General features: G+C 60.5%; 12 protein-coding genes and 1 tRNA gene. 3 read left to right on the forward strand and 10 right to left on the reverse strand.

Annotation, left to right across the window (positions count from 1 at the left end; genetic code table 11):
* Nucleotides 1–3 precede the first annotated feature (3 nt).
* A complete protein-coding gene (gene dnaE, locus JNJ45_07080; protein MBL8048430.1) occupies nucleotides 4–3,564 on the forward strand; it encodes a DNA polymerase III subunit alpha in 3,561 nt (1,186 codons plus the stop codon).
* 1 nt (nucleotide 3,565) lies between these two features.
* Here the strand turns inward: dnaE and JNJ45_07085 are convergent, their stop codons facing one another.
* From JNJ45_07085 to grpE, 7 genes are all read right to left on the reverse strand, one after another.
* Nucleotides 3,566–4,372: a hypothetical protein gene (locus JNJ45_07085; GenBank protein MBL8048431.1), complete on the reverse strand. Its 807-nt coding sequence runs from the start codon at nucleotides 4,370–4,372 to the stop codon at nucleotides 3,566–3,568.
* Between the two features lie 46 nt (nucleotides 4,373–4,418).
* A complete protein-coding gene (locus tag JNJ45_07090) occupies nucleotides 4,419–5,891 on the reverse strand; it encodes a caspase family protein (protein ID MBL8048432.1) in 1,473 nt (490 codons plus the stop codon).
* A 12-nt stretch (nucleotides 5,892–5,903) separates the two neighbouring features.
* Nucleotides 5,904–7,037, reverse strand: a complete 1,134-nt coding sequence (locus tag JNJ45_07095; GenBank protein ID MBL8048433.1) for a hypothetical protein — start codon at nucleotides 7,035–7,037, stop codon at nucleotides 5,904–5,906.
* Nucleotides 7,038–7,047: 10 nt separating this feature from the next.
* Nucleotides 7,048–7,986, reverse strand: coding sequence for a hypothetical protein (locus tag JNJ45_07100; GenBank protein ID MBL8048434.1), 939 nt, complete (start codon nucleotides 7,984–7,986; stop codon nucleotides 7,048–7,050).
* Nucleotides 7,987–8,116: 130 nt separating this feature from the next.
* Nucleotides 8,117–8,881, reverse strand: a complete 765-nt coding sequence (locus tag JNJ45_07105) for a type III pantothenate kinase (GenBank protein ID MBL8048435.1) — start codon at nucleotides 8,879–8,881, stop codon at nucleotides 8,117–8,119.
* Complete coding sequence (gene glmM, locus JNJ45_07110; GenBank protein MBL8048436.1) at nucleotides 8,865–10,226, reverse strand: phosphoglucosamine mutase; 1,362 nt, start codon at nucleotides 10,224–10,226, stop codon at nucleotides 8,865–8,867. The genes JNJ45_07105 and glmM overlap by 17 nt, the downstream gene beginning before the upstream one ends.
* A complete protein-coding gene (grpE, locus tag JNJ45_07115) occupies nucleotides 10,226–10,819 on the reverse strand; it encodes a nucleotide exchange factor GrpE (GenBank protein MBL8048437.1) in 594 nt (197 codons plus the stop codon). Before grpE ends, glmM begins: the two co-directional genes overlap by 1 nt.
* A 108-nt stretch (nucleotides 10,820–10,927) precedes the next feature.
* Here grpE and JNJ45_07120 point away from each other — a divergent pair.
* Both JNJ45_07120 and JNJ45_07125 read left to right on the forward strand, forming a co-directional pair.
* Nucleotides 10,928–11,003, forward strand: a tRNA-Trp gene (locus tag JNJ45_07120).
* A 261-nt stretch (nucleotides 11,004–11,264) separates the two neighbouring features.
* Entirely contained in the window at nucleotides 11,265–12,077 is an 813-nt protein-coding gene (locus JNJ45_07125) for a hypothetical protein (GenBank protein MBL8048438.1), read from the forward strand.
* Between the two features lie 216 nt (nucleotides 12,078–12,293).
* Here the strand turns inward: JNJ45_07125 and rsgA are convergent, their stop codons facing one another.
* The 3 genes from rsgA to JNJ45_07140 form a co-directional block, all read right to left on the reverse strand.
* Complete coding sequence (gene rsgA / locus JNJ45_07130) at nucleotides 12,294–13,349, reverse strand: ribosome small subunit-dependent GTPase A (GenBank protein ID MBL8048439.1); 1,056 nt, start codon at nucleotides 13,347–13,349, stop codon at nucleotides 12,294–12,296.
* 178 nt (nucleotides 13,350–13,527) lie between these two features.
* Entirely contained in the window at nucleotides 13,528–14,244 is a 717-nt protein-coding gene (locus JNJ45_07135; GenBank protein ID MBL8048440.1) for a hypothetical protein, read from the reverse strand.
* Nucleotides 14,237–14,806 carry a sigma-70 family RNA polymerase sigma factor gene (locus tag JNJ45_07140; protein ID MBL8048441.1) on the reverse strand — a complete coding sequence of 190 codons (570 nt, stop codon included), beginning with the start codon at nucleotides 14,804–14,806 and terminating at the stop codon, nucleotides 14,237–14,239. Before JNJ45_07140 ends, JNJ45_07135 begins: the two co-directional genes overlap by 8 nt.
* Between the last annotated feature and the right edge of the window lie 46 nt (nucleotides 14,807–14,852).

Here is a 14,852-nt window from a genome sequence, read left to right on the forward strand (position 1 = left end):
GTCATGAAGTCGCGGGAGGTGATGGCGCAATGGCGCGAAATTGGGGAGTGGTGGCAATACGAAAGCCCCCGCGAGATCACCCAATTTTTGGACGCCAAAGGGATTCGACGAGAAGAAATTCGCGAGTTCAACCCGCTGGCGCTCACCCCGATCTCGGAGCCCGAACCGGAAAAGCACACCGAAGACTGGAGTCTGCGGATCCAAAAGCGGCGCGACGAAAAGGTGGCGCAGGCGTGCGGCTACCTTCCACCCGACCCGCTCGATGGGCCGACCACGCTCATCCGATCGGCGCGCCCGGAATCGGTGGGGTTGCTCACCACGCTCAGCGGCTACAGCTTCGGCCAAAGCTGCATGCTCGCCGAGGAGATTCCGGTGCTGGCCGCGCAAGCCGACTTGCGCGCGATCGGTCTCGCCGACCGATTCAGTCTGTGCGGGGCGGTGGAGTTCACCAAGCGCGCGCTCAGTTCGGGCATCAAGCCGCTCATCGGCGCGACGATTGAGCTCCCCGAAGGCGGGAGCTTTGCCCTCTTTGCGCGGAGCAAGCGCGGCTACAGCAACCTCTCGCAGTTCATCACGGCCTGCCATTTGGAGCAGCCGCTGCGGTTCCCCATGGCGACCTGGGCGAATCTTGCCCGCTACGCCGGCGATTTGGTCTGCCTCACCGGCGGCCACAACAGCCCCGTCAACCTGATGCTCGCCCACAATCAAGATCGCGAGGCCGAGCAGTGGATCGGGCGCATGCGCGAATTGATGCCGGTTTGGATCAGCATCGAGCGCAGTTTTGTGCCGTGGGAAATGAGCGTCAACCGCCGCTTGGAGGATTTGGCCGCCGCCCACAGCCTCACCTGCGTGGCGGGCGGTCTGGTGACCCACGCCCGGCCCGAGCATTTTCTCTGCCAAGACACGCTAGTTTGCGTGGAGAGCCTGAGCCTGGTGGAGGAGATTACGGGCCGCAAACCGCGCCGCGACGAGCACCAACCCGCGCCGCGCTGGGAGGCTCCGCAGCGCGGAATCAACGCCGAGCGCTACTTGCGCACCGCGCGCGAGATGACGCAGCTTTTCGGCGATCGCCCCGACCTGCTGGCCAACACGTTGCGCTTTGCCGAGCTTTGCGATGACGACGTGCTGCCCAGCCGCACCCGCCTGCCGCAGCTCTATCCCGATCCGGTGCACGCCCTGCGCGAAATCACGTGGGCCGGCGCGCACGCGCGGCACCCCAAAATCACCGCCGCCCTGCGCAAACGCCTGGATTTTGAACTCACGCGCATCTGCGATCTTAACTTTGCCGACCATTTTTTGACGATGTGGGATATCTGCCAGTGGTCCAACGAGCACGGCATTTTGTTCTCCGGTCGCGGGTCGGTGGTGGATGCCGCGGTTTCGTATTGCCTCGGCTTTTCGCGGATTGATGCCTTTGCCCACCGGCTCCACTTCGACCGATTTTTGCCCGCCGACGGCAGTAAGCGACCCGACATTGATGTGGATTTTGAGGCCGCGCGGCGCGAGGATGTGCGGACCTACGTGACCAAAAAGTACGGCGTGGATCGCGTGGCCACCGTCGCCGCGGTCGGCACCTACGGCTCGCGCGGCATCATTCGCGAGGTCGGCAAGGTGATGGGGCTGCCCCCGGCGGTCATCGGATTCCTCGCCAAAAAACTCCATGGCGGCATTTCGCCGCGCAATATCGAAAGCGCGCTGGAAAACCGGCCCGAGCTCCGCAACAGCAACATCCCGCGCGAACGATTTCGCTGGGTGATGGAGCTTGCCGAGCGGATGATGGACGTGCCGCGCAACATGCGCAGCCACTCCTCGGGCGTGGTCATTTCCGATCGCCCGATGGCCGAGACGGTGCCGCTCCAATTTTCGGCGACCACGATTGATGATGACCTCGGGCAACCGGACCCCGACGAGCCCGCGCATCTGCGGATTATTCAGTGGGATAAGCGCAGCGCCAAGCACTTTTTCGACAAATTCGACATTCTTTGCCTGCGCGGGCAGGATGTGCTTTCCGGCACGCAGACCCGGCTCCGGGTTCGCGAACCGGGATTTTCGGTGGAACAGGTGCCGATTGACGACGAGGAGACCTACCGGGCGATGCGCTCGGGCGAGCTCATCGGCATCCCGCAATCGGCCTCACCCGCCATGCGGCAAGCCCACATTCGCATGCGCACGGCGAACCTGCACGACGCCAGCCTTGTGCAGGCGGGCATCCGCCCCGGCGTGGGCGGCGCGGTCAAAATCAACGAGCTCATCGCGCGGCGACGCGGGCGACCATTCACCTACGTCCACCCCGACCTCGAGCAAATTCTGGGCCTCACCTACGGGCTGGTGGTGTTCCAGGAACAGGTAGATCAGCTGCTCCAGACCTTCGCCGGATACTCCTCGGGCGAGGCCGAAGACACGCGCGAGGCGATTCATAAGCGGCGCGGCGAAGACTACGGACGGCAGATTCGCGAGCAGGTGATGAGCCGAATTTTGGGCCAAGGCTATGCGCCGGCGGTCGCCGAGCACGTCTTCGAATTGGTCGCCGCGTTCAAGGGTTACGGCTTTGCTCAGGGCCACGCCCTGGCCTTTGCCGAGGTCTCCATCCGCTCCATCTATTGCCAGCAAAATTACCCGGCCGAATACTTCGCCGCCCTGCTGAGCGCGCAACCCGCCGGCTATTACGGGCCGTGCACCATCATCAACGAGGCGCGCTCGCGCGGAGCCGCGATTCTGCCGCCGTGCGTGCAGCGCAGCCAATTGCAGTTCTCGGTGGAGAGCGTGCAGTCGGCCATGGACCCGCGCATCGTGCTCCCCAACGCGGGCATCCGCATCGGGCTCATGCAGATCGAGGGCATCTCAATGAATCTGCGGCAACGCATTCTTACCCTGCCCGAGGCGGCCACCCGCTCGCTTTTTGAGTTCGTTCGGCAGGTCAATCCCAACCGCGACGAACTGGAACTGCTGATTATGTGCGGCGCGCTCGATGCGCTCCACGACAATCGGCGGGCGATGATGCTGGCCATCCCCGACGCTTTAGAATTCGCGGTGCGGAGCGGCTCGTCGCACCAACCGGCGCTGGACCTGCACTTCCCCACCCCGCCCATGCCCGAGGGCGTCGCCGATTGGAGCATCGCCGAGCGCGCCGTGTTTGAGCGGCGCATCCTCAACCTCGACGTGCACCACCACCTCATGGCGTTTGAGCGAGAGCGCGTGCTGGCGCGGGGCGGACTCACCACGCAGCAAACCAAGCAACTGCGCCCCGGCGCAAAGGCGATCGTGGTCGGCAACCCGATTCGGCTGCGATTCCCGCCGACGCCAAGCGGTCGCCGAGTCGTGTTTTTTGACCTCGAAGACGAAACGGGGCTCCTCAACGTGACCTGTTTCGACGAGACGTATCGCCGCGATGGGCACTCGATTATCTGCTCGCCCTACGCCACGCTCATCGGCGAAACTCAAGACCGCGATGGACATCTCGCGTTCTTGGCGCACCGCGTTTTTCCCTATCAACCCACGCTCGCGGGCAAGCTCCCCGAGCACCAAGCGATCCCGATTGAGGCGGCTGACTTTCTGGTGGGCTAGGTCAATCCCGCTCGACGGCCCGCAGTGCGGCGTCCAGAAGTTCCGGGCGCCGCACTTGTTTCAGGCCAAACCACGTACAACCCATGTTGTAGTCAATTCCGCCGACCTCGGCCAGCCGCGCCAAGCGGTACGCCTTGCCCGCGAGCACCCAATCCACCGGGTCCTCATCGTGAATGTCCGGCGCGTAACGCAGCGTGATGCTCCGCACCCAGCGGTCAATCGGCTGCATGATCAGCCGGTCCACATTCGGGATATCCTCTTCCAGGTCAAACACGGCGACCACATCCCGCAAGAAGCACGACGCGGTTTTCGGGCCGACCCCACGAATGTCCACGATCCTCTCAAAGAGGAGCGCGAGTTCACCGCGATTCTCAATCGCCACTCGGATCCAGGTGCAAATGGAAGGCTGGTCCGGCAGGCGATAGACCTCCTGGGCGAGTTCGACCATGCCTTGGACCACGCCGCGATTGAGCTGCTCCATCGGCTTGATGCGCTGCTCGGCGCACTCTTCCACAAAGAAGTCCCACACCGCCTCGCCGTCTTCGCCCTTGAGCAGGGCGTCGGGGCCGTTGGCCTCGACCGCGCGCTTGAGCGCGCCCGAAGCCGCGTCGGAAAGCGGTTGCCGATCTTTGCCGCGCCGCGCGAATGCGTAGGAACGCAGGAACAAGCGCAGAGCGACGATAGGATCATCGAGAGCCGCGGCTAGGGCCTCGTCGTCGCCGCGATCCACGCGAGCTGCGCCATAAAACTGGGGCAAAACAAAGTCCTCAAAATAGGCAGGTCCGAACCCAGCGAGGGTTCGGACCACCTTGAGATGTGATGTCGGGAGTGAACCGTGCACGGCTCTCCTCCGATTAGAAGCGCGTGTCGGCGCTCATGTTGGTGTAGCTCGGAAGCGTCGGCACCTGAGCCGAACCGCCAGCCAGAGCACCCGAGCCTCCGCCGGAGCGAATCTTTTCGAAGACTTGCCATCCGAACTCGAGGATCGGCACCTTGTTGGTGCGCATTGCTTGCAGAGCGTTGCCAAAGGCATCGGTGAACAGGCCGACAGCCTTACCGCCCTTCATAATGCTGCTGACCTTCCCGCCGGGAATCGTCGCCTGCATCTGTGCGATCTGGCCAACCATCATGTCTTCCTTGCCGAAGAAGTCGCCGCGATTCATCGGGCGGTTGACCTGGAAGAAGGCGAAAATCTTCGCCGAGCGTTGCATGAACACGCGGAACAGAGCCGACTTCTCCAGCATGGTGCTGGCGTCGGTGAGCTTGGCGGTATCCACGCCGGCCAGGTAATCCTTGCCGCCGATATGGGCACCAACGCCCGAGAAATAGATGAGAACCACGCCATCTTCCGGCACGGACTCGGCAAGCTTGCGAGCGGCATCGAGCATGGCCACGCCACTTACGTTGGCGAGCACGCGGATATTCTCTTCTTGGTAGCCAGCAAACTGAATCAACTGATTCTTGACCGCTTCGGCGTCGGAGCTGGCAAAGTCAATGCTGCCCGGCGCGCTGCCCGCGCTGTTGCCGATGATCAAAGCGTACTTGCTCAGCACCTTTTCCGGCGGCATCGGAATGCCGGTCGGGCCGGTGTTGGGGTTGTTCGTCTTGGGCGGCTTGGTGCGCACCGGCATGTCGTCGCTAGTCGGGTTCGTCGGCTTGGGGCCGTCGTCCTTCTTGGGCGGATTCACCGGCGGGGCGACCTGAGTGGCCGGAATTGTGGCCGGAGCCGTCTCGGGCTTGACCGCAGGTTCCACGGTCACCGTGGCAGCCGAGCCGCTGTTCGCGGCTTGCGAAAGAAACGCCGTCATGCCCGCCTTTTCATCGGGAGCAATCACTTCGCCATCCACGCGCCAGGTGAGTTCGCTCAGCTTGGTGGCTTGCGCGAACACGCCCTTCTGATCCTCGGTCATGTTGAGCATGCCGTAGGTGTTGTTGAGGAAGAAGACCGTTTCCGGTGCCTTTTGGCCCTTGGCCAGCAAAATCTTAAACTCTTCGGCGACTCGCTTGAGCAGGTCGGTGCGCGTGGCATCTTCCTTGAGAGTGCCGGCGTGCTTCATGCCCGCGTAGGCAGCCAGGAAGTTGGGGCTATAGGGAGCGCCGTTGCGCCACAACTGCGGATCGGTTACCGAACCGGGGAGCGTGGTCGCCTGGGCGAAATCTTCGGGCCGCATGGATGCCGCTCGGCGAAATGCCACCCGCGCGTCTACCCACTTTTGGGTGCGCGCATGTTGCAGACCGGCCTCGTACGATTCGCTCCAACTTTGGGCAAACGAGACGGCCCCGCAAGCGAGGGCAAGGACAAGGACTAAGCTCTTCCGTGAAACCATGTTTAAGTACTCTTACTTCAGCCGATAGGTGATCGCGATGCCGCGATCGAACGAGCCGCTCGATGTGGCAAAGTTGAGATCTACCGAATAATTCTGATCAAAAGGACGATAGCCGACTCCGAAAGTGAGCGAGTTTCGATCCTTAAAGCCGCGACCCGCGTTCGGGATCACTTGATAACCAACACGAAGCGGAATGCGAGCGTTCCCCATCACGCGATTAAACTCCACGCCGAGGCCACCAAAGAACTGGCCTTTGCGCTGGAACAGCTGCCCGTAGTTGGAGCCAAAGGTTCGCCCGGCCGATGCGCCGTAAAGGAGGTAGTTGCCTTCGCCACGATAGTTTTCTTGGCGCTTGGCCACGCTTAGTTCCAGCCGACCAGGAATCCGGTCGAGGATTTGCGACGTGCCCGCATTGCCCTGCAGATCAATCGGTGTGCGGACCGAAACTCCGTAGACCATCTTTGAATTCTTCGGGACATATTGCATGCCGGCGACGACGCCAACGCCGTTCCCGGAGCCCGAGATATCCAGCGGAGTGGTCGGGTTAGCGTTGCCGCCCGAGACCAGATCGTAGCTCTGTGTGTTGCGTACGTAAGTCGAAGCGAACACCAGACCAAAGCCATAGGTGTAGCCGGTCGCGTTGGCCGCTTGGCCATAGGCAAGCGTGAACATGTCAATGCTCGCGCGCTGCTTTTCGCGGTAGTTGCGGATGCTCGTGCCCGCGTCCAACGTCAGGTCACCGAGACCCACTCGCGAATCGTTGATGTGACCGAGTTTGGTGTAGCTCAGGCCGATGGCGCCCTTGCCTTGGCGTTGCACTAGGCCCGCATGCGTCAGGCCGATATCGCCCGAGCCCGCGTCGGTGGAAAGGTCCGGATTGCGGAAATTGTTTTGTGCGGTGGTTGCCGATTCCGGCAAGTTGCGGAACGCGAGCGTCACCTGACGGCCACTAACGTAGCCGAGGCCCGCCGGATTGCTCAGCGCGGAGAACGAGTCGGCGGAGGTTCCGTAGAGCGATCCGCCCATCCCCATGGCCCGACCGCCGGCATCAAGGCCGGTCAGCAGGTCCGGAATCTGCGCAACCGCGCTTGCCCCCAGGGCAAACGCGGCGACAAGAACACCAATAAGCTTATGACGAAGGTTCATTCCGTTTAACCTAATTCCCATACCGTACCACGACTTCTTGGGTAACCGCCTGATTACCCGCCCGATCTTGCACCGTCACCACCATCTTAAATTGGCTGGGGATGCGGTTCGATTTTTGAATGCGACCAACCCATTGCAGCGCATTGCCGTTCTGGCGAATCGCGCGGCGAGCCACGGTTTGAATGAACTGGCCATCCATGGTCCGCAGGATCACGCTGACGCCGGTGCCGCGCACCGAACCGTCGAACTGGTCGGTGATATCAATCTGCACCGGAATCGTGGAACCGGGGCGATAGCCGATCGTGCTCGGGCTGCGCACCGCGGCCGACGGCTTGATGCGGTCGAGGTTGACCACGATCTGGCGCGAAGCCGAGTTGCGAGCCAGGTCTTTGGCTTCAATGGAAATCGTTTGCGAACCGTCGCGCTCAATGGTCGAAGGGTCCCAAATGACGCTGATCGCGGTGCCCGAGCCGGTGTTGCTCGGAATGTCGCGACTGTTGACCTTGACCGTCCAGAGGTCCACGTTCGGCTCTTCGAGTTCAGCCGAAATGGGGATCAGGCCGCTCAGGAACGAGCCGTTGGCAGGGGCCAGGTTTCGGAACTTCGGCGCCTTCGTGTCGATGCGGACATTGCTGATGTTGCGCGTTTGAATAATGTTGCCCTGCGAGAAGTACTCCACGCGGATGTTGTAAGTCCCGGCGGGAGTCGCTTCGTCAAAGTTCAAGTTGAGCGAACCGTTGATCTTGTTGTTGCTATCGGGGTCGAACAGCCCTTCCGTGCGGAAGGAGATGGACGAGTTGCCGGTGTTGGTGGTGGTCGCCACCACCTTGGCTTGGCTCGTTGCCCCGTCAATCAGAAACTTCAGCTGATTGGTGAGACCCAAGAACTCGCCGGAACTCGGTGAAGTCACGGTCAGGCTTTGGGCGAACGCGGCAACGACAGCCCCCAAGAGGGCGAGTCCGAGGCCGGCTCGAAGTGTACGGGTACGCAGATTCAACATGATGAAGTCACGGATGGTGATTGGCCCAAAAACGCCACTACCAAGGATAGACGCTTCGCAATCAATGATAGATTCGCAATCATTTTGACAGCAACTGGGCCGCAAGGCGTAGGCCATCGAGCGTCAAATTTTCGTCGTATCGGTCGATGCACGTGCAGATGTCCTGCAGCGCCTTGCCGACTCCGCCCGTCGCCAGCACTGTGGCCGGCTCGCCCAGCTCGCGCTTAATCTTCGCGGCGAGCGCATCCACGGCGGCAGCGTGACCCAAAACGAGGCCCGATTGGAGGGCCGCGCTCGTGGTCATGCCGATCACGGTGTCGGGGGCGGCGAGCTCAATTTGAGGAAGTTTTGCCGTGGACGACGTGAGCGCGCGCATGGAAACGTTGACGCCCGGCATGATCACGCCACCCAGATAGTGGCCCTCGGGCGAAATCACGTCGAAGGTCGTGGCCGTTCCAAAATCCAGAATGATGAGCGGCGGCTCGGCGACGGCGAGCCCACCAAGCGTGTTGGCGATCCGGTCGGCGCCCACCGCGTGCGGCGGGTTATAGAGCACGGTCAGGCCGACTTCCTCGCCTTTGGTCAGAAACGTCGGGTCAAAGCCAAGCCACTTAAAGCAGAATCGCGACCAGGTTTCGTTGACGCCCGGCACCACCGAGCCGATGATCATTTCGTCGGCGCGAAACTCAATAGCGTCGAGCTCGCACAGGGCGCTCAGGCTCGCCGCGAGTTCGTCTTCGGTTTGAAAATGGTCGGTTTTCAGCCGCCAAAGACAACGCCAATCGCCATCGAAATAGATGCCGACGACGGTTTGCGTATTGCCGACGTCAATCGCCCAGAGCATGCGTCAAGTCTACTCGCTTGACCTTTTCCACACCAATATGCTCTTCGAACGCGGCGACCACCTGATCCAAGACGCGATCGCGGAGGTCGTAAGCGTCGGCCTCCACCATCACGCGAACCATCGGTTGAGTGCCGCTCGCGCGTACGTTGATGCGGCCATGTCCGCCGAGTTCGGATTCCGCGGCGACGATCGCCTGCTGCACCTCGGCGCTGTTCTTAAAGGCGTCTTTATCGCTCACCTGCACGTTCGCCAGCAGTTGGGGCCAGGGTTGGTAAATGTCGAACAGCTCGGTCACCGGACGCCCGCTGCGCCGAACCACGCGGGCGAATTCGAGCGCGGTGATGAGGCCGTCGCCGGTGGGGCCGCGCTCGCTAAAGATAATGTGGCCGCTTTGCTCGCCGCCGATTTTGCCGCCGAGTTCGTCCATCTTTGCGGCGACGTACTTGTCGCCCACGTTGGCGCGGTGCAACGAGATGCCGCTGCGCTCCATGGCCGAGGCGAATCCGCCGTTGCTCATGACCGTGCCGACCACGGCCTTGGGCTCAAGGTTTTCTTTCCAGTGGTCGCACCAAATGGCCATCAAGCGGTCGCCGTTAATGAGGCGCCCCTGTGGATCGCTAAACACGGCCCGATCGGCATCGCCGTCGTAAGCAATGCCAAAGTCGGCGCCGCTGGTTTTGGTCAGTTCCTGAATCGTCGCCGGATGGGTCGCGCCGACTTCGTGGTTGATATTGTTGCCGTTCGGATGCACGCCGGTTTTGATAACCTTCGCGCCGAGCGAACTGAAGACTTCACTGCCGAGCTCGTATCCCGCGCCGTGCGCGCCGTCAATCGCGACGGTCATGTCGTCCAGACGCTCCGGCACGAGGCCGACCAAGAAATCGAGATAAGCCCGCGTGTAAGTAGGGTTCGGGAGCACCGTGCCGACGTGTTCGCCGACCGGAATTTCGTACGCCGGTTCGAGCATCGCGACCAGCGCGGCCTCGTCGGCCTCGGTGATCTTGCGGCCGTCGTGGGCCAGGAACTTGACGCCGTTATCGGGCGCCGGGTTATGGCTCGCCGAAATCACCGCGCCCATGGAGAACCCTTGCGTGCGCGTGATGTAGCTGATGCCGCCGGTCGGAAACACGCCGAGCGTGGTCACATTTACGCCGACATGGGCGAATCCACTGGCCAACGCCGCGCCGAGCATGGAGCCCGAAATGCGCGTATCGCGACCGATGACGACGCTGGGCGCAAGGCCCTTTTGCAAAATGAGCAACCCCGCGGCTCGCCCGAGCTTGAAGCAGAGGTCGGGAGATATGTACGTGTTGGCCACGCCACGCACGCCGTCGGTGCCGAACATTATTCTGCCACCCGAACGCGCGCGGCGCGAAGCACGCGGCCATTCATGGTGTAACCCGCTTCGAGTTCGTCCACCACCTCGCCGGATTCCTTGCCTTCGGTCGGCACGGTCGCAATCGCCTCGTGCACCTCAGGGTCAAACTGCTGGCCGAGCGCCACGATGCGCTCGACGTTCAGGCCGCGGAGGGCGTCGCGAATCTGCTTGTCGATCATGCGCACGCCGATGAGCAGGTTGTCGAGCGTCGCGCCGTTTTGCGAGGCCGCGAGCGTACGCTCAAAATTGTCGAGCGCCGGAATCAGTTCGCGCACCAAATTCTCGTTGGCAAACTTGCGCGTGGTTTCGGCTTGCTCTTGCATGCGGCGGCGGAAATTTTGGTTCTCGGCCAGAGTCCGCAGCTTCTCGTCCTCCATCGCGCGGACGCTGGTTTCCAGTTCGTCAATGCGGGCGAGCAGGGTCTCGATATTCTTCTGGTCGCTGGATTGTTCGTCGTCGACCGCCTGGAGCAGATCCTCCATTTCTTGGTCGTAATCGGCGTCGGCCGAGCGCGGCTCGGGTTCGTCAGTCAAGAAAGGTCCATCGTGCTGATCTAGCATAGTGTTTTGAGTCTGGGAGCGCGAGCCATGAGGCTCCAGCGCGGTGCCCATAAGTATACCTACGCCGGGCGGAGCCTCCTTGTGATTTGGTATGATGGGAGTCCGCGCAGGGGTATAGCTCAGTTGGTAGAGCGGCGGTCTCCAAAACCGTAGGTCGCGGGTTCGAGTCCTGTTGCCCCTGCCATTTTCGCCTTGTCCATACCGGAGACATGGGTTACACTCTTTGGGTGAGAGCGGGCTCTCCGGCGGATTTTGCGCTCGTGCATTCGGGTCCATGTAACCCAGCTTGGTTAACGGCGGACCCTGCGGCACGGCCAGCACCTTTAAGATGCGCACGAAAGCCAGAGGAGTACGCTAGCGCAGGTCCAGTGTGATAAGTTGGCGCCTTTCTTACATCGCCAAGACACTACGCAATTAACGACTAGAAAAGGTGTGAGTGAAAAGAATGGATGAGGTTGAACTACTGAGGTCAGAAATCGAATCGAAAGCACGCTTTGCAAATTTGTTTGCGAGGTACTATCGGGACCCGCAAGCTGGAATTAGTAACGAACTACAACAGGAGATTGCTTCGCTCGAACCAGTGTCCGAAATTCGTGACCTGCTCTCAAAATATGATGCCTTCTCATTTTCAGAGTCGCTCGCACTAATTTCAGTTTACTTATCTGCACTTCCGGTAACAAAGCAGGAAGAGAAGGCGCACGCCCTGATGACGTTTTTGATTGAGGAACTGCCGAACACCTTGTCGCAAGATAGAATGCTCACGGTTCGACGAGTCCTCTCGGGCTATATTCTTAGAGATGAGCAAACCCAGCAATTTCAAACTCTTACCAGTCATTTCCGCCCTCTCCTCGAGAAAGATATCGAGCTGTTCATACATGTACAAGAAAGGATCCAGCGAATCCATAAGTATGATAGTGCTTCCAATAGGGCATCCGAAGGACAGTTTGCGGAGGCGATGCAACTTCTCGATAACATAACCATCGATCGAGAGCTTAGGTATTTGCTGTTTTGCTCCGAAGAACTTGCAATTCACGAAGCCAACTCCCTCACACAACTTGCTCTCGCGTCCTTTCCAGCGCTTCTAGACGAAGCTGGTGTTTTAAAAATTGTTGAGATTATCAACGAATATCTCGACAGTGGCGACAGCATCCATTATTTGAGGTTAATACACGAAACTTGCAATAACTTCTTGCATAAAATGCTGGAAGATGGCGTTGAGCTTCAGATAAGTCTGAGACCACTCCCCGATGACTTGTGATTCTGACATTTATTGGAGTTGAACAGGACAAATCTTAGAGATAGCTAGAGTGTGTGAACAGGACATAGGGTGGAGACGGCATCGGAACATGAAACAAGTGGTACCTGTAAGGATTGAGGTGCGAGCCAACTTCATGACGGGTAATCTGCTGGCCTTACTTAAGATACAGCCGGATAGCTGTCCGCTGTTGGCTCGGAAAGCCTCTTAATACGCGCCTTACAGATCGTCGATCATTTTGCAGTACGCCTCGTACCTTCCCTCGTCAATCTGGCCCTCCTCAACCGCCTCGCGGACACCACAATCCGGCTCGTGAATGTGCATGCAGTTGCCAAAGCGGCAGGCGATGCCATTGAACTCCGGGAAGTAGCTGCGCAGCGTGGCCGAGTCTAACCCGCGCAGTCCGAAGCTCCGAATCCCGGGCGTGTCCACCAGTTGCGTGCCGCCGTCCAGATCGTAAATCTTCGAGCGCGTGGTGGTGTGCGCGCCGCGCCGGTTGCCATCGCTAATGTCGCCCGCCTTGGCCAGTTGCTCACCCAACAGGCCGTTCACTAGCGAGGACTTCCCTACCCCGCTGTGTCCGACAAACGCCGAGCACTGACCGGCGATCGCCTCGCGAAGTTCCGGCAGCCCCTCCGAATCCGCGGTCGAGCAGAAAATGACGCGCAATCCGATTTCCGTGTACGGTTTCAGCACGTCAAGTTCGCGGCGATCCCCTCCCAGCAGGTCAATCTTGTTGACCACGATCAGGGGCCGTGCGCCGCCTTGTTGGGTCGCGATCAGGTAGCGATCGATGAGGCGCGGGTGCAGCGGCGGACTCACGACCGAAACCACGATGGCGATGATGTCCACGTTCGCGACGATCAACTGCTCCTGGCCGGTGCCGACATCGGGTCGGGAGAGCTTGGTCGCGCGGTCAAACACGCGCGCCACGCGGAATGACTGGTCGGGCATCCTCGCGATTTCGACGCGGTCGCCGATCACGGCGAACTGGAAGCCGAGGTCGGCATCAACCTCGCCGACATCCGGCACGCGGACGATCACGCGGTCGCGAAAGACCTCAGTGATCTGCCCGGCCACGGCGCCTTCGCCCTGCGCGGCCAGACGCTCCTCCTTGCGGAGGGCGCGCGTCACCCAGGTGTCAAAGTCGGTGCGTTCGACGCCCGAGTCGGATCGCTTTTTGAGGGCGAGGGCCTTGGTTTTGAGTTGTTCAAGCTGGTCGCCGCTGAGGTGCGACAGCTTGCCGATAAGCTGTTGAGAAATCTCGTTCTTCAATTGTTTGTGGAATCCAAATGGAAAGTCGGCACCCTAGAACAGGGCGCGGATTGGGCTTCCACAAGCTCGCGAAGAAGTTACGCCAGCGCAAAGTGGAGCCGAACGGTGATTTCAGTTGCAGATTTTGTCATCATAGTGTTCGCCTCCGGATTGAAGTGTTGAGAGTATTGCAGAAAACTTAGCGCAGATTCAAGCGCTGCGAAATTTGGGCGAGTTCGTTCTCGCTGCGATCGCCGACCAGCATGTAGCCGTTGCCGCCGCGCACCCAAGCCACGCCGTTCATCGAGTTCACCTTGACGCGCGTAAGATCGGTGCCGGGCACTTCGCCGCCTTCGATGGCGCTGACGCCCGCGACGATATCCAGGATCAAGCCGCCGCGCTCATCCGACATCCAAATGCGGGTGCCGGGGCGACCATCCACGCTCATGCGCGCAAAGTTGGTGGGGTGCAGACCGCGCCGAGTGATCGGCGGCAGGATGATGCCCTCTTTCTTCAGCACATCGCTGATGTCGGAAGTGCTGGCGCGATCGCGAATGGGGCTGATGCCCGCTTGCGCCATGGCCGGATTAAGCGTGTTGCCCGCGCCGCGCATGGTGAAGTGCGCGCCGATAAGAGTGGCGGCCACGACTCCGCAGAGAGCCCAAGAATACTTTTGCACCACGCGCTCGACGGGGCGAACGCGGTCCAGTTCGTCCAGTCGGCGAACGGCTTGCTGCCAAGACTCGCGATTGGGCACGGGGGCGACTTCGGCCTTCACGGCCGACTTCAGCTGAAGAATGGCGTCGTATTCCGCTTTGGCAGCGGGGTCGGATGCGACCCGCGCCTGGGCGGCGGCGAGTTCATCGCCGGTTAGCTGGCCATCGGCCAATAAATTGAGGTCTTGCCACTCACTCATCTGCTTTGCTCTTTCGTAAATAACCTTCTTGCTCGGCAAACAGTTCCAGTTCGCGTCGCAAAATTGCCCGTCCTCGGGCGATTCGAGATCTCACCGTGCCGATCGGCACCTGCGTGGCTTCTGCGATCTCTTCATAACTGAAGCCTTCCACATCGCTCAGCAAAACCGCCGTGCGAAAATCCACCGGCACCTTGGCCAATGCTTGTTCAACTTCCGAGCCAAACAGGGTCTCGATGACCTGGCGATCGGGAATGTCCGATTCGCTGCCCGCCGGCTCCATGAAGTTTTCTTCATCCATGCTCAGCGTGCCCGGGCCACGACGGTTCCGCCGATATTTATTGATGTAGAGATTCGTGAGGATGCGCAGCATCCACGCCTTAAAGTTGCGTCCATCGAACCGATCGAATGCCTCGTATGCACGCACCAGGGCTTCTTGCGCCAGGTCGTGGGCATCCTCGCGATCGTGGGTCAGGCGCAGGGCCATGCCGTAAATGCTCGGATAGGCAGGTTCGGCAAGGCGCTCAAACTTTTCGCGTTGAGCGTCTTTTGACCGAAACCACATGGTTGCCCATTCTACCTTTAGCACTGCCGCCATACAAATCTGTGCC

It is taken from the genome of Chthonomonas sp., assembly GCA_016788425.1.
Taxonomy (GTDB): Bacteria; Armatimonadota; Fimbriimonadia; order Fimbriimonadales; family Fimbriimonadaceae; genus JAEURQ01.